Consider the following 21,644-nt stretch of genomic DNA (forward strand, 5'->3'; position numbering starts at 1 on the left):
GGCTGCGGGCTGTGTGTGGTTGATCGCGCAGTTCCCCGCGCCCCTCAGGGGCGCCTGTCCTACCGGCTGATGAACTGTGGGCCCTGGGGCGGCAGGCGGAAGTCCGGGGACGGGTTCGGGGATGCTCCCACCGGTTGGGGGTACCCGTACGCCGGCTGGTTCGCGTTCGGGCTCGTGGGCTGCGGGTAGCCGTAGGTCGGCTGCGGAGGGAGAGTGGGCGGATGCTGGACCGTGGTGACCGCCGAGGTGTCCGTGGGCGGGGCGTTGGTGGTGTCCGGGAACGGCTCCTCGGCCGGCGGGTCCTCCACCGAGATGCCGAAGTCCGTCGCCAGGCCCTCCAGGCCGTTCGAATAGCCCTCACCCAGGGCGCGGAACTTCCAGCCGTCGCCGCGCCGGTACAGCTCGCCGCAGATCAGCGCCGTTTCCTCGCCCGTCTCCGGTTTGACGTCGAAGTACGCCAGCGGTTCGCCGTCCGCGACGGCACCGTCGTACAGCAGGATGCGCAGAGACCGTACGCGGTCGAAGGTCACGCCGTCCGCCGAGGCGATCAGCATAATCTGGCCGACCGCTGACTCGACACCGGTCAGATCCGTCTGGATCGTGTCGGTCAGGCCCTCGGCCACCCGTTTCTTGCCGAGGCGCCAGACCTTGCCCGAGGGGTGGCGGGGTTGGTTGTAGAAGACGAAGTCCTCGTCGGAGCGCACACGACCGTCGGGGCCGAGGAGCAGCGCCGAGGCGTCGACATCCGGAACCCCCTGCCCGGGCGTCCAGCGCAGGACGGCGCGCACCGTCGTCGCTTCGAGCGGGACGTTCGACCCCTTCAGCATCGCGTGCGTCATGCGGTCATCCTGCCTTCTCGGTCCTGGTCACGACAACGCGGGGGCATCGGTTCTGCGTGTCCGCGTTACCTGAACTTCATTCTCAGTGGGAACCCCCGACATGGATCCCTACGTACTATTACCGGCCACCCATCAACACTCGACCGACACCCGATCACCACTCGACCGGCCGTCCAGCCGCCACGGGGGAATTTCATGCGTCATTTCGGGCACATCGCGCCTGAGGTACGGCAGCGCCTGTTCCACCAGGAGCCGTGCGAGTTCACCGCCGACTCCCCGGCCCGGCTGCTCGCCACGGCCCTGGGGGCCACCCTGTACAGCCCGGCCACCCGCCCGCGCCTCGCCGACGCCATCGTCAAGCAGGTCGCCCGCGGTGTCGTCTCGATGGTGCTGTGCCTGGAGGACTCCATCGACGACTCGGAGGTCGCCGACGCCGAGGAGAACCTGGTGCGGGAGTTCGGCGTGCTCGACGAGCGCCCCGACGCCACCACCGGGCTGCCGCTGCTGTTCATCCGGGTCCGTACGCCGGAACAGATCCCCGACCTCGTACGCCGCCTCGGGCCGACCGCCAGGCTGCTCTCCGGGTTCGTGATGCCGAAGTTCACCGAGGAACGCGGGATGCCGTTCCTGGAGGCACTCGCCGACGCCGAGGCCGCCAGCGGCCGACGGCTGTTCGGCATGCCCGTGCTCGAATCGCCCGAGCTGATGTACCGGGAGACGCGGGTGGAGACCCTGGAGGGCATCTCCCGCGCCGTCGACAAGTACCGCGACCGCGTCCTCGCCCTGCGCCTCGGCGTCACCGACTTCTGCTCCTCGTACGGGCTGCGCAGAGCCCCGGATATGACCGCGTACGACGTCCACGTCGTCGCCTCCGTCATCGCCGACGTCGTCAACATGATGGGACGGGCCGACGGCACCGGGTTCACCGTCACCGGGCCCGTCTGGGAGTACTTCCGGGTCCAGGAGCGCATGTTCAAGCCACAGCTGCGCCGCAGCCCCTTCCTGGACGGCCAGGCCGAGGAACTGCGTGAGACGCTGATCGAGCACGCCATGGACGGGCTGCTCCGCGAGATCAGCCTCGACCAGGCCAACGGGCTGCTCGGCAAGACCTGCATCCACCCCTCGCACGTACTGCCCGTGCACACACTGTCCGTGGTCAGTCACGAGGAGTTCAGTGACGCCCAGGACATCCTGCGGCCCGAGCGCTGCGGCGGAGGCGTCCTGCGGTCGGCGTACACGAACAAGATGAACGAGGTGAAGCCGCACCGCGCCTGGGCCGAGCGGACCCTGCTGCGCGCCGAGGTCTTCGGCGTCGCCAACGAGGACATCGGCTTCGTGGAGCTGCTCACCGCCGGTATCCCCGACTGACATCCGCTCTCGATCGCCTGGGCGGCCGACACCACCGACCTGGCACCCCCCGACGAACACACATAGGGATTCATGAACAACGCTGTGCACAACGGGGTCTGGTCCGGCACCTGGGTCGCCGAGCGGCTCGGGGTCGAGCTGGTCGGCGGCGACGACCTGCGCGAGCTGCTCGGCCTCGCCCTGCGCCGCAACCCCAAGCGGGCGCACCTGCTGGTGTCGAACGTACTCGGCAAGCATGTCCCGCAGTCACCCGCCGTCGTCTACGGCCACGGCTTCGCCCTCGGCGAGCGCGTCCGCGAGCTGCTGGGCGCCCACGAGTCGCGGCGCGCGGTCGTCGTCGGGTACGCCGAGACGGCCACCGGGCTCGGCCACTGCGTCGCCGACGGCGTGGGCCTCGCGCCCTACCTCCACTCCACCCGGCGCCCGGTCGACGGCGTCGACCGCGCGGGCGGCTTCGAGGAGGCACACTCGCACGCCACCTCCCACCTCCTCCTCCCCGAGAACCCCGCGCTGCTGGCCGGCCCCGGCCCGCTGGTCCTCGTCGACGACGAGTTCTCCACCGGCAACACCGTCCTCAACACCATCCGCGCGCTGCACGAGCGCTACCCGCGCGAGCGGTACGTCATAGTCGCCCTCGTCGACATGCGCTCCGCCGCCGACACCGGCCGCCTGGACGAGTTCGCCGACGAGATCGGCGCCCGCGTCGACCTGGTCACCACGGCGGACGGAACGGTTCGCCTGCCGGAGGGCGTGCTGGAGAAGGGGCAGGAACTCGTCGAGCGTTACGAGAACCCCCCGGGGGCGCGGGGAACCGCGCGAACGGCCCCCACCGGACCGCAGCCGTCACACAACCGGCACACCCGAGTCGAACTGCGCTGGCCCCGAGGCATCCCGGACGGCGCCCGCCACGGCTTCACGCCCGGGCACCGAATACGCATGGAGGCCGCGCTGCCCGCGATGGCGGCGAGGCTCGCCGAGAGCCTCCCCGCAGACGCCCGCCGCGTCCTCGTCCTCGGCTTCGAGGAGCTGATGTACGCCCCGCTGCGCCTCGCCCAGGAGCTGGAGCGGGTGCTGGAGGGCGCCGAGGTCCGCTACTCGACGACCACCAGGTCACCCGTCCTCGCCGTGGACGACCCGGGGTACGCGATCCGCAGCCGCCTCGTCTTCCCGGCCCACGACGACCCGGCCGACGGGCCCGGCGACCGCTACGCCTACAACGTGGCCGGCGCCGGCTTCGACGCCGTCGTCGCGGTCGTGGACTCCACCGCCGACACACCCGAACTGCACGCCCCCGACGGCCTGTTGGCCACGCTCGCCGCGCACACGCCGAACGTCGTGCTCGCCGTCGTCCCCTCGTACGTACCCGCACGTCCGCACGTACCCGAAAGGCCCCGCATGCTGCCCGAGCCCCTCCGCGGTCCCGCGTTCTCCTCGTATCCACCGGACGAGGTCGGCTGGCTGCTGCGGGATCTCTCGGACGTGAGCCTGGAGGCGCCCACCGAGGAGCGGGAGGAGGCGATCCAGGCGGGCGGCGCCCACTACGCCGAGTCGCTGCCGGTCGAGTACCAGCCCAGCGACCAGTACCAGGAGCTGTTCCGCGCCGCCCTCGACACCTCCGCCGCCCGTATCGCCCAAGCCGTGGGCGCGGTCACCGAGTTGGTGCTCGCCGAGCGCTCACCGCGTCCGGTGCTCGTCTCGCTGGCGCGGGCCGGAACACCCGTCGGGGTCCTCATGCGGCGCTGGGCCCAGCACCGCCACGGGCTCGAACTGCCCCACTACGCCGTGTCGATCGTCCGGGGCCGGGGCATCGACGCCAACGCGCTGCGCTGGCTGGCAGCCCACCACGACCCCGCCGACGTCGTGTTCGTCGACGGCTGGACCGGCAAGGGCGCCATCACCCGCGAACTCGCCGACGCCATCGAGGAGTTCGAGGCTTCCGACGGCATCACCGGCTTCGACCCGGAGATCGCGGTCCTGGCCGACCCGGGCTCCTGCGTCCGGACGTACGGCACCCGCGAGGACTTCCTCATCCCCTCCGCCTGCCTCAACTCCACGGTGTCCGGCCTGATTTCGCGGACCGTCCTGCGCGCTGACCTGGTCGGCCCGAACGACTTCCACGGCGCCAAGTTCTACCGCGAACTCGCCGGCGCCGACGTCTCGGTGGACTTCCTCGACGCCGTCGCCGCCCGCTTCCCCGAGGTCGCGGACGCCGTCGGCACCTCGGTCAAGGAGCTGCTGGCCGCGGACCGGGAACCGACCTGGGAGGGCTGGGCGGCCGTCGAGCGGATCAGCGAGGAGTACGAGATCCACGACGTGAACCTCGTCAAGCCCGGCGTCGGCGAGACCACCCGGGTGCTGCTGCGCCGCGTCCCCTGGAAGATCCTGGCCCGGGCCGGAGCGGGCGCCGACCTCGACCACGTACGCCTGCTCGCCGAGCAGCGGGGCGTACCCGTCGAGGAGGTGGCCGAACTCCCGTACACCTGCGTCGGGTTGATCCACCCCAAGTACACGCGGGGCGCGACCGGCGCCGACGGCAGGGCGGTGTCGGCATGAGTCCCGTCCTGGTCGCCAGCGATCTCGACCGTACGCTCATCTACTCCGCCGCGGCCCTCGCGCTGACCATGCCGGACGCCCGCGCGCCCCGGCTGCTCTGCGTCGAGGTGCACGAGGCCCGGCCGCTGTCGTACATGACGGAGGTGGCCGCCGGACTGCTCACCGAACTCGGCGACACCGCCGTCTTCGTGCCGACGACCACCCGGACCCGTAAGCAGTACCTGCGCATCAACCTGCCGGGCCCGGCACCCAAGTACGCGATCTGCGCGAACGGCGGTCACCTCCTCGTCGACGGTGTCGCCGACCAGGACTGGCACGACCGGGTGCAGACACGGCTCGCGGACGAGTGCGCGCCCCTGGACGAGGTCCGGGACCATCTCGCGGCCACCACCGACCCGCTCTGGGTGCGCAAGCACCGGATCGCCGAGGACTTCTTCGCCTACCTCGTCGTCGAGCGAGAACTGCTCCCCGAGGAGTGGGTGAAGGAACTGGCGGTCTGGGCGGAGGTCCGCGGCTGGACCATCTCCCTCCAGGGCCGCAAGATCTACGCCGTGCCGAAGCCGCTCACCAAGAGCGCGGCCATGCGCGAGGTCGCGCGCCGCACCGGCGCGACGCTCACTCTCGCCGCCGGTGACTCCCTCCTCGACGCCGATCTGCTCCTCGCCGCCGACCGGGGCTGGCGCCCGGGCCACGGCGAGCTGGCGGAGGCGGGGTGGGTGGCCGACACGGTCACGGCGCTTCCCGAACGGGGGGTCGCGGCGGGGGAGCGGATCCTGCGGGAGTTCCTGCGGGAGACGCGCTAGCGCTCCGCCGGGGGTGGCGTCGCGGTGAGGGGTTGTCGGGTCGCCGTGGCGCCGTCGTGGCCGGTCGCGCGGTTCCCCGCGCCCCTTCGGGACGCTGCCGTGCCGGTCGGACGATTCGTACGGCGACGAAGGCGGCCAGTGCCACGGCCGCCCCGGCGAGCACCACCTTCGAGTACGCGGAGACGACGGTCGTGACCTCGGCCCAGTTGTCGCCCAGCAGATAGCCCGCGCACACGAAGGCGGTGTTCCACAGGGCGCTGCCGAGGGTGGTGAGGCCGAGGAACACCGGCAGGGGCATGCGTTCGACGCCGGCCGGTACGGAGATCAGGCTGCGGAAGACGGGGATCATCCGCCCGAAGAACACCGCCTTCGTGCCGTGCCGCAGGAACCACGCCTCGGTCCTCTCGACGTCCGCAGCCTTGACCAGCGGCAGCCGGGCGGCGAGGGCGACGGTGCGGTCGCGGCCGAGCAGCGCGCCGACCCCGTACAGGGCGAGCGCGCCGACGACCGAGCCCGCCGTGGTCCACAGCAGCGCGGCGAGCAGGCTCATCTGCCCGGTGCTCGCCGCGAAACCGGCGAGCGGCAGGATCACCTCGCTCGGCAGTGGCGGGAAGAGGTTCTCCAGCGCGATGGCGAGGCCCGCGCCGGGGGCGCCCAGGGTGTCCATGAGGTCGGAGACCCATGGGGGTGCGGCCGTCGTGGCTGTCATACGGCCACGCTAGGAAACCGAACCTGAACCCAGCCTGAAGGCCCCCCGAACCGTCCGGCGGTGCGGGCTCTCAGCCGCAGCAGCCCCCGCCGCAGCAACCGCCTCCGCCGCCGCCACCGCCGCTCGCGCGCGGTGCGGACGCCGGTGCGGACGCGGAGCCGCCGACGGCGACCGTCGACAGGAGCTTCACGGTGTCGTCATGACCGGCGGGGCAGTCCGCGGGGGCGGCCGACTCGGCCATCGGGCGGCTCAGTTCGAAGGTGTCGCCGCAGGTGCGGCAGCGGTACTCGTAGCGAGGCATGCGGACAGATTAGTCCCCAATTGCTCGCCGTGCGGAGCCCGAAGGTTTCGATGGTGATCCTTTTCCTTCATTCCCCATGTGGAGAACCTGCGAAGGTCGCTGGTAATTTGTGTACGCCGCGATGAGCCGTGAGGTCGGGGAATTCAGGGATTGCACGGAGTGCGGAGGGGTGTGTCGTGACCCAGAAACCGGATGAATCGGACGCGACTCTGCATTTGCGGATATCGGATCTGGACATTCCTGGCGGCGGGAAAGAATCGCCCGCGCCGGGAACCGTGGCGCCCACAGACATCGCACCGGGAAATAGGCGCAAGGCCCGATTAGCCCGCAAAACCCGCCGGGCGTCCCTCCCGTTGCTCCTGGCCCGGATCGGGCCCCTCGTCGCGTCCCACGCGCCGAGGTACCCGCGGCCCGGCCGCACCGGCTGGCGGCGCTGGACACCCTCCTGGCGCCAGTGGCTGGGCGGCGCGCTGTCGTCCCTCGGGCTGAGTTCCCTGCTCCTGGGCATCGCCTACGCGGCCACCGACATCCCCGAGAACCTGAACACGTACGCCACCCAGCAGGACAACGTGTACTTCTGGGCCGACGGCACACCCATGGCCCGGACCGGCTGGGTCCAACGGCAGGCGATGCCGCTGAAGGAGATTCCGGAGGATGTCCGCTGGGCGGTCCTCGCCGCCGAGAACGCGAGTTTCTACAGCGATTCCGGCATTTCCGTCAAGGGCATCAGCCGCGCCCTTTTCCGTACTCTCGGCCAGGGTGACACCCAGGGCGGATCCACCATCACCCAGCAGTACGTCAAAAACGTCTATCTCACCCAGAACCAGACGATCAGCCGTAAGTTCACCGAGGCGATGATCGCCCTCAAACTCGACAACCGGATGAGCAAGGACGACATCCTTGAGGGTTACCTCAACACCAGCTGGTTCGGCCGCGGCTGCTACGGCATCCAGCGCGCCGCCCAGGCCTACTACGGCAAGGACGTCAGCCAGCTCGACGCCGGCGAGGGCGCGTTCCTCGCCTCCCTCCTCAAGGGCGCGGGCCTGTACGACCCGACGCTGAGCAGCGCCAACCGGGCCCGCGCGGTGGAGCGCTGGTCCTGGACCCTCGACCGGATGGTCGACATCGGCAGACTGACGAAGGCCGAGCGGGCCACGTACACGAAGTTCCCCGAGCCGCTGAAGAGCAACCCGCTGTACGACACCGGTGAGCAGACCGACTACCTGGTGGAGGTGGCCTCGCAGTACGCCAGGAAGGCCGGGGGAATCTCCGACAAGGACTTCGACCTCGGCGGCTACCAGGTCTACACGACGTTCGACCGCACCCGGGAACGCAGGCTCGCCGACGCCGTGGCCAAGGCCCGCAAGCAGGCCCTGAAGGACGATCCGAACGCCGCGAGGACCGCCCACTACGGCGCCGCCTCGGTGACCGCCGACGGCCGGATCCTCGCCGTCTACGGCGGCCCCGACCACCGTACCCAGGGCTACAACGAGTCCAACTCCACCACCGTCCCCGCCGGTTCGGCCTTCCTGCCGTTCGTCTACGCCGCCGGCCTGGAGCACGGCGTCCACGAGAGCCGCGACGACGAGGCGACACGTGTCACGGGGGAGACCTTGTACAACGGCAACGACGACGTGCCGGTGACCACGCCCGAGGGGCCCTACTGGGACCGCAGCGGCAAGAAGGTGTCCGCCAGCAACGACGGCGACCTGTCCTACGGGCAGATCTCCCTGCACCGGGCACTGGAGCTGTCCGTGAACACGCCGTTCATGCAGCTCGGCATGGACACCGGCCTGGACAACGTCCGCGCGACCGCCGAGGCCGCCGGACTCCTGCCCGCCAGCATCGGGGCGCAGGTGCCCGCCCTGTCGACGGGCACCTCCACCCCCAGCGCGATCCGCATGGCCGGCGGCTACACCACGTTCATCGCCGGCGGCAAGCGAACCGAGCCGTACTCGGTGCGCAAGATCACCCGCAACGGCCTCGGCGTCGTCCTGGACACCCCCGCCCCGACCCGCGCGATCGGCGCCGACGTGGCCGAGGAGGTCACCTCGGCGCTCACCGACGCCTTCAGCACCGCCCACCCCGACGCCGCCGCGTCCGCCGACGGGAACGTGGCCGGGAAGGCGGGCACCACCCAGGACGACACCGCCTCCTGGTTCGTCGGCACGCACAGGTTCGTGTCCACGGCCGTCGTCGTCTACCGCATCGACCTGACCAGGAGCCTCGAACCGCTGCCGTTGAAGGGCCTCGCCGGCACCGCCGACGACAGCGTTCCGTACGGCATCTGGTCGGGTGCCATGAGCCCGCTCGGCTGACCACCGGACGGGGCACAGCCCACCCCCCTCGAAATGAGCACCACATGAGACAAGCGTCGGGCCGCCGCCGCAAGGCCCCGGCAACGCGTCCACCCGCCACCACCCGCCCGCGGATCGCGGCGTACCTCGTCGTCGCGTCCCTGGCCATGGCGTCCCTGACCGCCGGATACCTGACGCTGGGCCGCCCCGACCGCACTGCACCGACAGCCTCCGTGGGATCCGGGGAAACCGTGAAAGCCCCCGCGCGGGCGACCGGCGAACCTAACTGGGACGGCAGGACCAAGGTCCTGGGCGACGGCTCCACCTCGTACACCGGCCCGCAGCAGGGCCGGTTGAAGGCGGAACCGCTCAAGCCCGGTGAGAAACCGCCCCAGTTCGTCGTCTTCTCCTGGGACGGCGCGCTGGCGGGCGACGACGAACTCTTCGCGCACTACCTGGAGATGTCGGAGAAGTACAACGCCCACATGACGTACTTCCTCACGGGCATCTACCTGCTGCCCAAGAGCAAGGCGAACCTGTACCAGCCCCCGCAGCACCCCGAGGGGTCGGCGGCCATCAGCTACGCCACCGACGAACACATCCGCACCACCCTCGAACAGCTCAGCAGGGCGTGGCAGGAGGGCAACGAGATCGGCACCCACTTCAACGGCCACTTCTGCGGTGAGAAGGGCGGCGACGACTGGAGCGTCGCCGAGTGGAAGAGCGAGATCGACCAGTTCTTCGACTTCGTGCAGAAATGGAAGACCAACACCGGGTACACCGACCTCGCCCCGCTGCCGTTCGACATCAAGGAGGAGGTCACCGGCGGGCGCGCCCCCTGTCTGGAGGGCCAGGCGAACCTGCTGAAGGCCGCCGAGAGCTACGGCTGGCGCTACGACGCGAGTTCCGCGGGCGACTTCCAGATCTGGCCGACGAAGAAGAACGGCATGTGGGACTTCCCGCTCCAGATGCTCCCGTACGAGGGCGGCGACTACCAGGGCCTGTCCATGGACTTCAACTTCCTCTACAACCAGTCCGAGGGCGAGACCGACGGCGCTCCGGCCAACTACCCCCGCTGGCAGCAGGAGACCGTCGACGCCTACATGGCCGGCTTCGACCGGGTCTACTACGGCAGTCGCGCCCCGCTGTTCATCGGCAACCACTTCGAGGACTGGAACGGCGGCATCTACATGAAGGCCGTCGACGAGGTCATGGCGACCATGTGCGTGAAGAAGGACGTCAAGTGCGTCTCCTTCAAGGAACTCGCCGACTGGCTCGACGTACAGACCCCGGCGACGCTGGAGCGGCTGCGCGGCCTGGATCCGGCGCAGTCGCCGGACTGGTCGACGGTCGTGAAGTGACCGCCGCGAAGTAACCGTCCCGGACCGACCGCCGGTATCTGACGGTTCGTCAACTTCCTTGCCAGTAAAGGGGATCCCCGTTCACGGGAGCTCCACATGGCATGCGAAAATTCCACAACCCGGCATCCCCCATCGCCGGGGCAAGAGGGGAAACATTCGTGAAGTCAAGCAACACGGGCCGTACGCGCGGCCGCGCAGCCATAGTCGTCGCGGCGGCTGCCTCGGTCGCCGCGGGAGCGGCGCTGCTGCCGATCGGAAGCGCGAGCGCGGCGACCGCGCGCCCGGCCGCTCCGGTCGTGGACCAGCAGACCAGGGCCACCTTCCAGCGCCTGGCCGACGCGGTCCTCACCGACCGTACGGACGCGCTGGTCGACAGCGCGCCGGGCCACCGGAAGAAGCCGCTGACCGACGGCTTCTCCGGCGACGTCAGGCTGTCCGCCGCACTGGCCCGCAGCGAGAAGGCCGCACTGACCTCGCTGGACCGGCGCAAGGACCGCCTCGCGGCGCTCGGCGAGAAGTACAGCAGCGCCAACACCGCCGTCACCCTGAACAGCACCCGCGTCCAGGGTGCCAGGGCCGAGGTCGCGGTCACCGAGACCACGACCCTGACCTACCGGAAGGTCCGCGGCGACGAACCGGGGACCACCGGCTTCCAGGCCCACCACGCGCTGACGTTCACCGCCGACGCGCGCGGCCACTGGCAGCTGACCGGCATCCGGAACACCGACGCGGCGGCCGACGTCGCGGTGAACCAGCCGGCCGAGCCGTCCGCCACTGCCACGGTCCGCACGGCCAAGGCCGGCGCCACGCCCAACGCCCCCCGCGCGGCCACCACCCGCACGGCACCGGCCAAGGCCAAGAACCTCACCACCGGCGCCTTCAACTACAAGGCCATGGCCACGTACGCGGAGAAGTACTGGAGCACCTACAACAAGGCCTACCCGAACTTCAACGGGCACGGCGCCGGCGGCGACTGCACCAACTTCGTCAGCCAGTCCCTGAAGGCCGGCGGCTGGAAGCACGCCCCCGGCTACGTCTACGACTACACCAAGTGGTTCGGCACCGCCGACATCCAGTCGGACTCCTTCGTCGGCGTCAACGAGTGGTCCTGGTTCGCCCAGAACTCGAAGCGCACCACCAGCCTCGCGTACGTCTACCAGCTCGACGTCGGTGACGTGCTCCAGATGGACTTCAACAAGGACGGGTCCAAGGACCACACGATGATCGTCACGTACCGCAGCGCCCAGGGCGTGCCGTACCTGACCTACCACTCCGCCAACACCTACCGCAGGTCGGTGGCGAGCATCATCGCGTCGGAACCGAACGCCTACTACTACGCCTACCGCACCTGATCACCCCGGTCCCGCCGCCCCGGCCCCTCACCAGGGCCGGGACGGCGGCACCCGTCGTGGTCCGGCAGCTCCGTGCCTCGTAGGCATAGGGCACCCCACAACCGGGTGCGCTCAGTGGGCGGTCGTACCGCGCTCCTCGCGGATACGGCTCACCACACCGGCCACGGTCCGCCGCACGGCCTCCGCCTCCGTCAGGAAGTGCCAGTAGTCGGGGTGGCGGCCCTCCAGCCCGGCGATCGCGCGGTCCAGCCGGGCCACCGACTCGTCCAGCGGGCGCGCGTCCCGCGGATCCGGGGTGTTGCGCCCCGACATGGCCAGCCGCTGCGCGTCCCGGATCGCGAAGCGTGTCCGGTCGATCTCGGCCCGCGGGTCCTTCTGCACCGCGTTCAGCCGCCGCAGCCGGTCCCCGGCCGCCGACACCGCCTCGTCGGTGGTGTTCAGCAGCGCCCGCACCGTGGACAGCAGCGCCGTCGCGTCCGGCCAGCGCTGGGCGTCCCGAGCGGCCTGCGCCTCCTTCAGCTTGGCCTCGGCCTGCCGCACATGGTCCGTCGCCTGCTCCGGTACGTGCTGGAGGTCCTGCCAGCACGCCGCCGAGAACCGCCGGCGCAGCTCGCTCAGCAGCGGCTCCACCTGCCCCGACCGGGTGGTCAGCGCCTCGGCGCGGGTACGCAGCGACACCAGCCGGTGATCGATCTCCGCGGCCCGCTCGGGCAGCCGCGCCGCCTCCGCCCGCACCGCCTCCGCCTCACGCGCGACCCGGTCGGCCCGCTCCAGGGTCTCCGGCACACCGTGCTGCCCCGCCCCCTGGTTGAGCCGGGTCAGCTCGGGCCCCAGGGCGGCGAGCCGGGCGGCCAGGTCGTCCGCCCGCAGCCCCGACCCCCGCACCGCGTCCAGGGCGTTCGACGCGGCCAGCAGCGACTGACGGGCCCGCTCCACGGAGGGCGCGAGCCGGGCCAACTGCGTCTCGGCCTTGCCGAGCAGCGGCCCGAGCCCGTCCGCGAAGCGGTCCAGCTCCTGCTTGACCCGCCCCAGCTCCTCCCTGGCCCGGGTCAGCTCGGACCGGGCGTGGGTGGCGGCCGACGCCTCCAGGTCGTCGCGGTCGAGGTCGTGGGCGTCGATGGCGGTGATGTACTGGCCGCTGACCTCGTCGATCCGGCGCCCGAGCCCCTCGAAGTCGGCGACGGCGCGCCGGGCCGCGGGGGTGTCGTCGACGGCCTTGATGGTCTCTATCGAGATCCGCAGATCCCGCTGGGCGGTGTCCAGTTCGTAGAAGGCAGCGGCGGCGGCGTCCTTCGCGGCCTGCGCCTCGGCACGCTGGCTCTCGGCCCGCCCGCCGAACCACCGCCGCGTACCCCCACCGGCGAAGGCGGCCGGCAGGGCGAGGAGCAGCGGCAACGGGAGCAGTACGAGCGTCAGCGCGTCCCGGGCGGCGGCGCGGGCGCCGGCGCGGGGGGCTCCTGGCGGGCGGTGCGGGGCGGTGTTCTCCCGGGGACGGGGCGACTGGTGCGCGCGCGGCGCAATCGGCGTGTACGGCTCAGAATTGGTCGCCGTCACATCCCTCTCCCGTGCTGTGATCTGCCCTGCCCGGTTCATTCTCCCACCGGTTGAGGACGAACACACGGCCCGGTCGGTTCGCGCTGCGCGTACCCGGTCACGAATCCGGTCATGAATCCGGCCGCGGACCGGGCGCACACCGGGCCACCACGAGGCTCACTCCCCGGCGACCCGCACCCGTATGCTCCCGTCCTGCGTCTTCGCCGACACCACATGCGTACTGCTCTCGGCGCGCGGCACGGACACCTTCACGGAGCCGTCGTCGGAGTCCGCCGTCACGCGGTACGTCTCCCTGGGCAGCTCGATCGTGAGCGAGCCGTCGTCACTGCTCGACTCGACCAGGTCCGGCACGGAGGCGAGTTCGAGCCGCACCGAGCCGTCCTCGGAGTGCGCCCGCACCTGCCGGGAGCGGACACCGAGGGCGCGGATCGAACCGTCGTCCGTGTACAGCTTCAGCGGGCCGGTGGAGTCCTTGACGGTGACGGAGCCGTCCTCGGACCGGATGTCGAGGGACTGGTCGAAGCCGTGCGCGGTGACCTTCCCGTCCCCGTTCCGCACGACGACGGAGACTCCGCGCGGTACCTCGATCCGGTGCTTGGCCGAGCAGTCGGCGACCACGCCCGAGCACTTCACGCGCAGCTTGAGCCGGTCGTCCTCCATGGACCAGGTCACCTTGGGATCCTTGCCCATGGTGACGGAGCCCTGGAACCAGCGGGTGACCTCGATCCGGCCCGACCTGGCGGAGTCCACCGCGACGATGTCGAGCGCCGACTCGTTCGATTCGACGGTGAGCGTGCGCCCCTGCAGGGCGAAGGAACGCTGCTCCGGATCCTTGTCGTCCCCGGCGGAGGCGCAGGCCGAAGCGGTGGCGACGAGTGCGACCACCGCGCCGGTGACGGCGACGACACGGGCACGAGCGCCGGTACGGGTGCGCGGAAATGCTGAGCGGGCCATGGTCCTAATCCCCCTGAGGCGAACACGGGACCGGTGATCGGTGATCGGTGGAGCCGGCCCTGCGACACTCTTCGACCGTACGGAGCGGGCGCCCGCCGGGGCATCCGGGACGCTCCCCGATCGAAGGTGGGGAAAACCCCCGGATCCGGGGCCGGTGGTCTCCGGGGCGGATACGGGTTTGCGAGGCAGTGCCCCGGGCAATGTAGGCTGACGACTCGTCCTGGGCGCGTAGCTCAGTGGTAGAGCGCCGCCCTTACAAGGCGGATGTCGGCGGTTCGAAACCGTCCGCGCCCACCAGGATTGCCGGCACATCTGGCCGGCGGTCGAGGATTCGGCTTCCTGCTTGGACCGGCCCCGGACTACGCGTCCGGGGCCGGTCGCACGACCACCCCACGGAACCGTGGCTTCCACATGGTCAACGTGCACTTGTCATGGTGTGATCACGGGATGCTCGGTTTCCTCATCCGCCGCCTGCCCTTCTGGGTCCGCGAGCCCCTGCTCGTCGTGATCGGGTTCGTCTTCGGCGTGCGCATCATGTACGTCGCTGTCCGTGATCAGGATCTGGCCGCAGCCGGTATCGGCGCGGTGTTCCTCCTGGTCGCCGCGATCAGCGTCTACAGGGTGGTCAGGGCCCTGCGCGCACGCCGCGACCCGAGTCCGGCGGTCTCCGCGCCGGGGACGGTGGTCGCTGCCGTCGCCCAGGTCCAGGCCTCGGCCTCTGCTCCGGTCTCGGCCCCGGCTCCGGCCGGGCCGTCTCCCCGTCCGGGCACTCCGGAGAAGCAGCCCAGTGAGTGGGGTCAGGCCGTCGCGGCCGTGGCCGTGTTCGGGTTGATCGCCGCCGTAGTGTGGGTGAGCCCCCACGTTCTCCCGTCCGACAACGCCAACAACACCGCACAGCCCGCCTCGTGTTCGGACGGAGAACGCGAGGAGCTGCCGAAGGTCTACAAGGAGACGCCCCGGCCCGCGACCGGCGAGGAGCTGTGCGAGGCGCTCAATCGGCCGGACCTGGCCACGCTCCTCGGAACCCCCGAGGAGACCGTGATCAACGCTTCCGCCGGCAACAACACCGCTCCCCTGACGGATGAGAAGGTCGCCGCGCCGGAGGCCGAGGTCGCGTTCGACACGTACACCGTGAATCTCCTGGCCACGTACAACGACATGACGACCGAGCAGTACGTGAAGCTGATGAAGTACGGGAGTGAGCAGGACATCGAGACCCTCACGGTTCTCGGTCGGCCCGCGGTCCTCTACTCGGATCACACGATGAAGATCGAGTTCAACCTCGGGGGCGGCAACTCCGCCAGACCGGTCGAGAACGGCCCCCTGGCCAGGACACTGACCGTGGCTCTCGACCGTGCCGACGGGGGCGGCTACTACGACATCACCGTGTGGAGCGACACCGGAGCCATCCCGGACGACAGCGCTCTCCGCGACATCGCCGAGAAGGTTCTTCCGACGCTCCCCGAACGGGCTGTTCGATAAGACACCGCAGGACCGGACGAGCGGGCCCCCGGCGGTTTGGCCGAGGGGCCACTTCGTGTGGTCACCTGGTGTGACGAGGTGTGGTGAGCGCGACCTTCGGCTCGGCCCCACATGTGCGCCGGATATCGTGTGCCACAGCTTGCCGGTGGGATGGAGAGGTCTGCGGTGTCGGACGAGGGGCGGCTCATTGCCGGGCGGTACCGGCTGACCGAGCAGATCGGCCGTGGCGGCATGGGGACGGTCTGGCTGGCCGCCGACGAGATGCTCAACCGGCGGGTCGCGGTCAAGCGTCTGCACGAGGACTCCCGGTTCGCCGACGACGAACTGGCGCTGATGTACGAGCGCACCCGCCGGGAGGCGCAGAGTGCGGCCCGGATCGCGCACCCGAACGTGGTCGTCGTCCATGACGTCGTCGAGGACGACGGGCTGCCGTGCATCGTCATGGAGTACGTGCCCTCCACCACGCTGGGGGCGCTGCTCAAGAGCAGCGGAACCGTTTCTCCCGAGGAGGCCGCCCGTGTCGGCCGGGGCATGGTCGGCGCGCTGCGGGCCGCCCACGAGGCCGGCGTGCTGCACCGTGACGTCAAGCCGGGCAACGTCCTGCTCGGCGAGGGCGGCCGGGTCGTCCTCACCGACTTCGGCATCGCCACGGCGACCGGTACCAGCACGCTCACCCGGACCGGCGAGATCGTCGGCTCCATCGACTTCATGGCACCGGAGCGCGTCCAGGGCGACACCCCCGGCCCCGCCTCCGACCTCTGGGCGCTCGGCGCGACCCTCTACCAGGCGGTGGAGGGACAGCCGCCGTTCCGCAGGCTCACGCCGGTCGAGACGGCGTACTCCATCGTCACCGCGCCCCTGGAGCCGATGAAGCAGGCCGGCCCGCTGGAGCCGCTGATCACGGCCCTGCTGGCCAAGGACCCCGCCGAGCGGCCCTCGGCGGAGGAGACGGAACTGGCGCTGCGGTCGGTGACCGAGGACACGGAGCCGCGCGCGTGGACGGCGTCCGTGCCGTTGTCGGGACCGGGAAGGGTCCCCGATCCCGACCGGACCGGCGGTACGCGGAGGAGGACCGGCACCGGGAAGGCGGCTCCCGTACCGTCCCGCGGCGGGGGTGGGCGCCGTACCGTCCTGTGGAGCGCGGTCGCGGTGATCCTGGTCGCCGGGGGCACGGCCGGCGGGCTCTACTACGTGAACTCGTCCGGCGAGGACACGCACAGCGCCGGTTCGGCGACGAGCCCCACCCCGACGACGTACGCGCCCTCGCCCGTCCCCGTCGGCTACCACCTGGTCACGGAGAAGGCGCTCGGCATCGCCTTCCCGGTGCCGGACGGCTGGAAGCTGGACAAGCGGAAGTCCGACGGGGTCGTCTACGTCGACGAGGCCGGGCTGGCCGGCATCACCATCGGCATGGTGGACCCCGCGGGCGATCCCCTGGCGCACTTCAGGCAGATCGAGGCGAACACGAAGGTCAACTATCCCGGGGACAAGTACCGCAGGCTCTACCTCCAGCGGACGACCTACCGGGGTCAGAGGGCCGCCGTCTGGGAGTTCACCTTCGAGGGCCGGGTGCGTGTCTTCCACGCCATCAACCTCGGCTTCGGGCAGGAGGGCGGCCGGGAGTACGACATCTATGTCTCCGCGCCCGAGGCGACGTGGGACACCTACCGGCCGGTCTTCGACCGGGTGCGGGAGGGTTTCCGCATCACGCCCACCTCCTGAGGCCGGGGCGCGGGCCTCAGGACGACGGAGGCCCCGGGGCGGCGCGGGCCTCAGGCCTCGGATGCCTCGTCCGTGTCTTCGTGCGCGTGCTTGAGCCGCGTACGTGCGTCCACCCGGTCCGGGCCCGTGACCTCGGCCCAGAAGCGGTGGCCGCTCACGAACACCGCGAGCTCGTGCTCCCGGCGCCGCAGTTTCTCCACCTCGGCCTGTTCGTCGGCCGACCAGCCCGGTGACGCGGGGCGCTCCACCTTGCGCCAGCCGCCGGTGTCACTGAAACCGTCCAGCGGCTCGACCGACCAGGGGAGCCGCTTCAGGAGGGCGGACAGCTCGGCCCGGACCTGATGCAGCTCCTCCTGACCGGCCAGGAGGTCACTCGGGAAGTCATAGGTCGTCGCCACGCGGTAATGGTACGCCTGTTCGATTTTGAGATGCGAGTTCCTCCGGGGACTTCCTCCCTGTCTTCACGCGAACGAGTGACCGTGCCGGGGGAGAGCGGTCAGCGGTCCCCGGCTGCCAGCTCCCGCACCACCCGCGTGGCCACCGGTACGTCCACACCGTGCCGCTCGGCCGCGCGCAGCAGGGCTCCGCCGATCGCGTCCAGCTCCAGCGGGCGGCCCGCCTCGGCGTCGCGCTGCATCGACGACCTGGTGGCCGGGGGGAAGGTGTCGTAGCGGGCCAGGGCCTGGCCGGGGTCGGCCGGGCCGCCGCAGGCCAGGCTCACCGCGGCCGTCTCCTCGACCAGGGCGGTCAGTTCGGCACGGTGGCGGGTGCGGATGTCGCCCAGCGGGAGCCCGTACAGCGTGGTCAGCAGGGCGAAGGGGGCGAGGAACGACATCTTCGCCCACAGCGCCGCCGTCTCGTCGGGCAGGACGCGAGTGGCCGGTCCGGCGGCCGTGAAGGCGGCGGACAGTGCGGCGAGGCGCTCGCGCGGTACCGGGTCGCCGGCCAGGTCGATCTCCACGAAGGGGCTCGCGTGTTCGATCATGCCGGGTGCCGTACGGGTCGACTCGACGCGGATCACGGCCGGGGCGACGCGGTCGTCGCCGTAGCGGGCGCGCAGTGCGGCCGGGTGCTCGACACCGTTCAGGAACGGTACGACCAGGGCGTCGCCCAGCGCCTTCGCCGGGACGCGGGCCAGCGCCGCGTCGAGGTTCGTGTGCTTGACGGCTACGAGAACGGCGTCCACGGCGGCTGTGGTGTCTGCGGTGTCTGCGGGGCCCGATGTCTCCGGCAGTTCGGCCGTCGCGGCCACCTTCGCCGTGAACTCGCCGAACCGGCCGCTGCGGACGTGGATTCCGCTCTCTCGGAGCGTCCGCGCGGTGTCGTCCCCGGCCAGGCAGATCACGCGGTGGCCGGCCCGGGAAAGCAGGGCGGCGAGGAGGCCGCCGACGCCTCCGGGGCCGAGTACGGCGAACGTGAGCGCGTCCTTGCTCACGGCTGCGGGGGTGGTCGTCTGCATGACTGATCGAACCTCTCGTCGGTCGGCCCCTGACGGTGGCCGCTTCGCGGAGCATGATCGCAGCCGGTGCGGACGAAAGGCAGTCCCCGTTCACCATGCGGGCGGCGCGGATCGCCGGGTACGCGCGAGACTGGAGGTATGTGCCGCAGCATCAAGACCCTTCGTCCGCCCGTGCTCCCCGAAGAGGCCACCGAGGAGGACATCCGTGCCGCCGCCCTTCAGTACGTCCGCAAGGTCTCCGGCTTCCGGGCGCCGGCCGCCCACAACCGTGCGGTTTTCGAACACGCCGTGGATGTCATCGCGGCGGCCACGGCCGAGCTGCTCGCCGGCATCGAGGTGCGCGGCGGGGGTGGCAGCACGACGACAGCCCGGCACGCGTCCTGAGAACGCGCGCCGGGCTGCGAGGTTGTTGGCTGAGCCACTGAGCCACTGAGCCACTGAGCCACAAGGCCACTGGACCACCGGGCCACCAGACCTTTAGCCCAGTGAGCCTCTGGGCCAGTCAGCCAGTCAGCCAGTCAGCCAGTCAGCTGGTGGTCCAGTGACCCACCGGGCCACTGGACCACCGAGCCTCTAGGTCAGTCAGCCAGTGGCCCTCCGGCCCAGCGACCCACCGAGCCGCTGAACCCCTGACTGCTGACTAACTGACCGTCCACTTCTGGTTGTCGCCCGTGCCGCAGGCCCACAGCACGATCTGGGTGCCGTTGGTCGTGGCCGCGCCGTACGCGTCCAGGCAGAGGCCCGCGTTGACGTTCGTGATCGTGCCGTCGGTGTTGACGTTCCACTTCTGGTTGTTGCCGCCGTGGCAGTCCCAGATGACGACCTTCGTGCCGTTGGTCCTGCCGCTGTCGTAGGCGTCCAGGCACTTGTTGCCGTACACCACGAGTTCCTTGCGGGAGGTGTACGTCCACGCCTGGTTGGAGCCGCCGTTGCAGTCCCACAGTTCGGCCTGGGTGCCGTTGGTGATCGTGCTGTTGAAGAGGTCAAGGCAGCGCCCGGACTGCTTGCCGACGATCAGGTTGCCGTTCGTGCCGGGGACCGGCTGGACGGTCAGCGTGCCCAGGGTCGGGCCGTTCGTGACCGCGAGTGTGTTGGCGGAGCCCTTGGACAGGGCGACCTGGACGGAGATCGTGCCCGGGGTCGAGCCGGTCGGCGGGAAGGAAACCGTGGTCGCCGTCTGGCCGTTGACCTTGAGGGTCGCCGTGCGGGCGGTGCTCGTGTTGTTCGTGTACGTGAAGTCGGCGACCGCGAGACCCGTGTTCGCCGCGCTCACGCCGGTGTAACTGGCGGACGAGTCGGGCTCGTACGCGCTGCCGGCAGCCTCCGTACCGCCGGTGATCGAGAGCATGACCGAGCCGCCTGCCGGGACGCTGGCGGTGTAACTCGTGGCGTACGAGCCGATGTTGGCGCGGTTCCACAGGTCACGGACGGTCGCGGACGCGCTCGTCAGACCGAGGTCGGCCCAGCGGACGGTGATGTTCTGGGTGGAGGAGGTGCGGTTGAGGAGCACGGCGGCACGCTTGCCGGTGCCGGACAGCACCTTCCCGTACACCTGTGCGCCCGTGACGTCCTCGGCGACCTTGACGCCCTGGAGACCGCGAGGGTCCTGGTCCACTGCGATGACCTCGGGGTTCTTGAGGATCGCGGCGGACTCGGCGGTCATCGTCGAGAGGTTGTTGCCGGCGAGCAGTGGGGCGCCGGAGATGGCCCACAGTGCCATGTGGGTGCGGTTCTGGGCGGCGGTGAGGCCGGTCATGCCGACCATCAGCATGTCCGGGTCGTTGTAGTAGCCGGTGTGCTGGGCGGTGGGGTGCAGGCCCTGGTCGTAGTTGGACAGCATGTTCGACATCGACGGGTTGTTGCCCCAGTAGACGATGTCGGTGCTGGTCCGGAACAGGGGAGCGAGGCCCGGGGCCCAGTTCCAGGTGTTCTGGTAGCCCCAGTTGCAGATGGAGAGGGTGAGCGGGCGTCCGGTGGTGGCGGACGCGGTCGCCACCGCGTCGCTGATCGACTTGTACGTGGTCGCCGCGTCGAGCCCTTCGACGTCACCGCCGCACCAGTCGACCTTGACGAAGTCGAAGCCCCACGTGGAGAACTGGAGCATGTCCTGGGCGTAGTGGCCCTCGCTGCCGCTGCCCGGGGCGGCGGGGCGGCCGGTCGGGAAGTAGTAGCCGCAGCCGTCCTTGCCGGCGTCGGTGTAGATGCCGGCCTTGAGGCCCTTGCTGTGGATGTAGTCGGCGATGGCCTTCATACCGCCGGGCCACTCGGACTCGTCGACCGTGATGTTGCCGGCACTGTCCCGGGTGCCCTGCCACCAGCCCTCGTCGATGTTGATGTACTTGTAGCCGGCCTCGGGCAGTCCGGAGGCGACGAACGCGTCGACCTGACCCTTGATCACGCTGTAGTCGATGACCGCCGCGAAGCTGTTCCACGAGGCCCAGCCCATGGGGGCGGTGGGGACCGGTATCTGGCGCGTGGAGGCGGCGACAGGCGCGGTGCTGTCGAGGGTGGCGGCTTCTTCGGCCTGCGGCTGGGCGAAGAGGAGGGCGGCGGTTGCCGCGGTGGCCAGGGCGAGGGCGCGGATGGCGGTGCGTCTGAAGAGGGATGGGCGCGGCGGGGGGTACATGCGGCTCCTTTCCGGGGCGCGGCGTTGCGATTCCCGGAGAGTTGGTCGATATTTCGAACCGCGATCGGCGAACCGAACGAGGGGGCGGGCTGAAATTAGAGCGACCGGAGGGTTAAGTCAACGGGTGTGGCAGGAGTGGGGTTCCCAACCGGGGGATTTCGGGCGGGGGTTGGGGCGCTCATGAGCTCGGGGTGCTGTTGTGCGGCGGGTGCGGGTGCGGGTGCGGGTGCGCTGTGGCTTGTCGCGCAGTTCCCCGCGCCCCTT

Annotated in this window: 17 protein-coding genes and 1 tRNA gene; 10 read left to right on the forward strand and 8 right to left on the reverse strand. The window is 70.6% G+C overall.

The genetic code is table 11. The features are described 5' to 3' along the window. Positions 1-59: 59 nt before the first annotated feature. The gene (locus tag OG595_RS30460) at positions 60-839 is read right to left on the reverse strand and encodes a TerD family protein (protein ID WP_329277511.1); all 780 of its coding nucleotides are present in this window, start codon (positions 837-839) and stop codon (positions 60-62) included. Positions 840-1,034: 195 nt separating this feature from the next. On the opposite strand from OG595_RS30460, the gene OG595_RS30465 reads away from it, so the two are divergent. The 3 genes from OG595_RS30465 (at position 1,035) to OG595_RS30475 (ending at position 5,563) form a co-directional block, all read left to right on the forward strand. Beyond that, positions 1,035-2,207, forward strand: a complete 1,173-nt coding sequence (locus tag OG595_RS30465; protein WP_329277512.1) for an HpcH/HpaI aldolase/citrate lyase family protein — start codon at positions 1,035-1,037, stop codon at positions 2,205-2,207. Positions 2,208-2,279: 72 nt separating this feature from the next. Next, the gene (locus tag OG595_RS30470) at positions 2,280-4,760 is read left to right on the forward strand and encodes a phosphoribosyltransferase (RefSeq protein WP_329277514.1); all 2,481 of its coding nucleotides are present in this window, start codon (positions 2,280-2,282) and stop codon (positions 4,758-4,760) included. After that, positions 4,757-5,563, forward strand: coding sequence for an HAD family hydrolase (locus tag OG595_RS30475; RefSeq protein WP_329277516.1), 807 nt, complete (start codon positions 4,757-4,759; stop codon positions 5,561-5,563). The genes OG595_RS30470 and OG595_RS30475 overlap by 4 nt, the downstream gene beginning before the upstream one ends. On the opposite strand, the gene OG595_RS30480 is transcribed toward OG595_RS30475, so the two are convergent. Together OG595_RS30480 and OG595_RS30485 are read right to left on the reverse strand one after the other, a co-directional pair. Beyond that, a complete protein-coding gene (locus tag OG595_RS30480) occupies positions 5,490-6,272 on the reverse strand; it encodes a DedA family protein (RefSeq protein WP_329277518.1) in 783 nt (260 codons plus the stop codon). The two genes, OG595_RS30475 and OG595_RS30480, sit on opposite strands and share 74 nt — an antisense overlap. Before the next feature lie 70 nt (positions 6,273-6,342). Continuing rightward, the gene (locus OG595_RS30485; RefSeq protein ID WP_329277520.1) at positions 6,343-6,573 is read right to left on the reverse strand and encodes an FmdB family zinc ribbon protein; all 231 of its coding nucleotides are present in this window, start codon (positions 6,571-6,573) and stop codon (positions 6,343-6,345) included. A gap of 176 nt (positions 6,574-6,749) precedes the next feature. Here OG595_RS30485 and OG595_RS30490 point away from each other — a divergent pair, with 176 nt between their 5' ends. From OG595_RS30490 to OG595_RS30500, 3 genes are all read left to right on the forward strand, one after another. Then, entirely contained in the window at positions 6,750-8,891 is a 2,142-nt protein-coding gene (locus tag OG595_RS30490; RefSeq protein WP_329277523.1) for a transglycosylase domain-containing protein, read from the forward strand. 44 nt (positions 8,892-8,935) lie between these two features. Continuing rightward, a complete protein-coding gene (locus OG595_RS30495; protein WP_329277525.1) occupies positions 8,936-10,231 on the forward strand; it encodes a hypothetical protein in 1,296 nt (431 codons plus the stop codon). A gap of 158 nt (positions 10,232-10,389) precedes the next feature. Next, complete coding sequence (locus OG595_RS30500) at positions 10,390-11,583, forward strand: amidase domain-containing protein (protein WP_329277527.1); 1,194 nt, start codon at positions 10,390-10,392, stop codon at positions 11,581-11,583. A 111-nt stretch (positions 11,584-11,694) separates the two neighbouring features. On the opposite strand, the gene OG595_RS30505 is transcribed toward OG595_RS30500, so the two are convergent. Then, positions 11,695-13,137 carry a hypothetical protein gene (locus OG595_RS30505; protein WP_329277529.1) on the reverse strand — a complete coding sequence of 481 codons (1,443 nt, stop codon included), beginning with the start codon at positions 13,135-13,137 and terminating at the stop codon, positions 11,695-11,697. 156 nt (positions 13,138-13,293) lie between these two features. Continuing rightward, entirely contained in the window at positions 13,294-14,091 is a 798-nt protein-coding gene (locus OG595_RS30510; protein WP_329277531.1) for a DUF4097 family beta strand repeat-containing protein, read from the reverse strand. A gap of 222 nt (positions 14,092-14,313) precedes the next feature. On the opposite strand from OG595_RS30510, the gene OG595_RS30515 reads away from it, so the two are divergent. From OG595_RS30515 to OG595_RS30525, 3 genes are all read left to right on the forward strand, one after another. Next, positions 14,314-14,388: transfer RNA gene (locus OG595_RS30515), tRNA-Val, on the forward strand. Between the two features lie 150 nt (positions 14,389-14,538). Beyond that, positions 14,539-15,573 (forward strand): DUF6215 domain-containing protein, encoded by a 1,035-nt coding sequence (locus OG595_RS30520; protein WP_329277532.1) that lies wholly within the window; start codon positions 14,539-14,541, stop codon positions 15,571-15,573. Positions 15,574-15,723: 150 nt separating this feature from the next. Then, on the forward strand, positions 15,724-17,295 hold the full coding sequence (locus tag OG595_RS30525) for a serine/threonine-protein kinase (protein ID WP_329283352.1): 1,572 nt from the start codon (positions 15,724-15,726) through the stop codon (positions 17,293-17,295). Between the two features lie 50 nt (positions 17,296-17,345). Here OG595_RS30525 and OG595_RS30530 read toward each other — a convergent pair whose 3' ends face one another. Both OG595_RS30530 and OG595_RS30535 read right to left on the reverse strand, forming a co-directional pair. Beyond that, positions 17,346-17,693: a hypothetical protein gene (locus tag OG595_RS30530; RefSeq protein ID WP_329277535.1), complete on the reverse strand. Its 348-nt coding sequence runs from the start codon at positions 17,691-17,693 to the stop codon at positions 17,346-17,348. 98 nt (positions 17,694-17,791) lie between these two features. After that, on the reverse strand, positions 17,792-18,754 hold the full coding sequence (locus OG595_RS30535) for a ketopantoate reductase family protein (protein ID WP_329277537.1): 963 nt from the start codon (positions 18,752-18,754) through the stop codon (positions 17,792-17,794). A gap of 138 nt (positions 18,755-18,892) precedes the next feature. On the opposite strand from OG595_RS30535, the gene OG595_RS30540 reads away from it, so the two are divergent. Continuing rightward, a complete protein-coding gene (locus tag OG595_RS30540; protein ID WP_329277539.1) occupies positions 18,893-19,138 on the forward strand; it encodes a DUF2277 domain-containing protein in 246 nt (81 codons plus the stop codon). A gap of 256 nt (positions 19,139-19,394) precedes the next feature. Here OG595_RS30540 and OG595_RS30545 read toward each other — a convergent pair whose 3' ends face one another. Continuing rightward, complete coding sequence (locus OG595_RS30545; RefSeq protein ID WP_329277541.1) at positions 19,395-21,380, reverse strand: RICIN domain-containing protein; 1,986 nt, start codon at positions 21,378-21,380, stop codon at positions 19,395-19,397. Between the last annotated feature and the right edge of the window lie 264 nt (positions 21,381-21,644).

Origin of the sequence: Streptomyces sp. NBC_01451 (assembly GCF_036227485.1) — a bacterium.
Lineage (GTDB): Bacteria > Actinomycetota > Actinomycetes > Streptomycetales > Streptomycetaceae > Streptomyces.

Bases quoted from the DNA above. Each gene is read 5' to 3' on its own strand.
- OG595_RS30520 (WP_329277532.1), top strand. From the start codon at position 14,539: ATGCTCGGTTTCCTCATCCGCCGCCTGCCCTTCTGGGTCCGCGAGCCC.
- OG595_RS30545 (WP_329277541.1), bottom strand. From the start codon at position 21,380: ATGTACCCCCCGCCGCGCCCATCCCTCTTCAGACGCACCGCCATCCGC.
- OG595_RS30535 (WP_329277537.1), bottom strand. From the start codon at position 18,754: ATGCAGACGACCACCCCCGCAGCCGTGAGCAAGGACGCGCTCACGTTC.
- OG595_RS30475 (WP_329277516.1), top strand. From the start codon at position 4,757: ATGAGTCCCGTCCTGGTCGCCAGCGATCTCGACCGTACGCTCATCTAC.
- OG595_RS30510 (WP_329277531.1), bottom strand. From the start codon at position 14,091: ATGGCCCGCTCAGCATTTCCGCGCACCCGTACCGGCGCTCGTGCCCGT.
- OG595_RS30480 (WP_329277518.1), bottom strand. From the start codon at position 6,272: ATGACAGCCACGACGGCCGCACCCCCATGGGTCTCCGACCTCATGGAC.
- OG595_RS30525 (WP_329283352.1), top strand. From the start codon at position 15,724: ATGGAGAGGTCTGCGGTGTCGGACGAGGGGCGGCTCATTGCCGGGCGG.
- OG595_RS30495 (WP_329277525.1), top strand. From the start codon at position 8,936: ATGAGACAAGCGTCGGGCCGCCGCCGCAAGGCCCCGGCAACGCGTCCA.
- OG595_RS30540 (WP_329277539.1), top strand. From the start codon at position 18,893: ATGTGCCGCAGCATCAAGACCCTTCGTCCGCCCGTGCTCCCCGAAGAG.
- OG595_RS30485 (WP_329277520.1), bottom strand. From the start codon at position 6,573: ATGCCTCGCTACGAGTACCGCTGCCGCACCTGCGGCGACACCTTCGAA.
- OG595_RS30465 (WP_329277512.1), top strand. From the start codon at position 1,035: ATGCGTCATTTCGGGCACATCGCGCCTGAGGTACGGCAGCGCCTGTTC.
- OG595_RS30470 (WP_329277514.1), top strand. From the start codon at position 2,280: ATGAACAACGCTGTGCACAACGGGGTCTGGTCCGGCACCTGGGTCGCC.
- OG595_RS30460 (WP_329277511.1), bottom strand. From the start codon at position 839: ATGACGCACGCGATGCTGAAGGGGTCGAACGTCCCGCTCGAAGCGACG.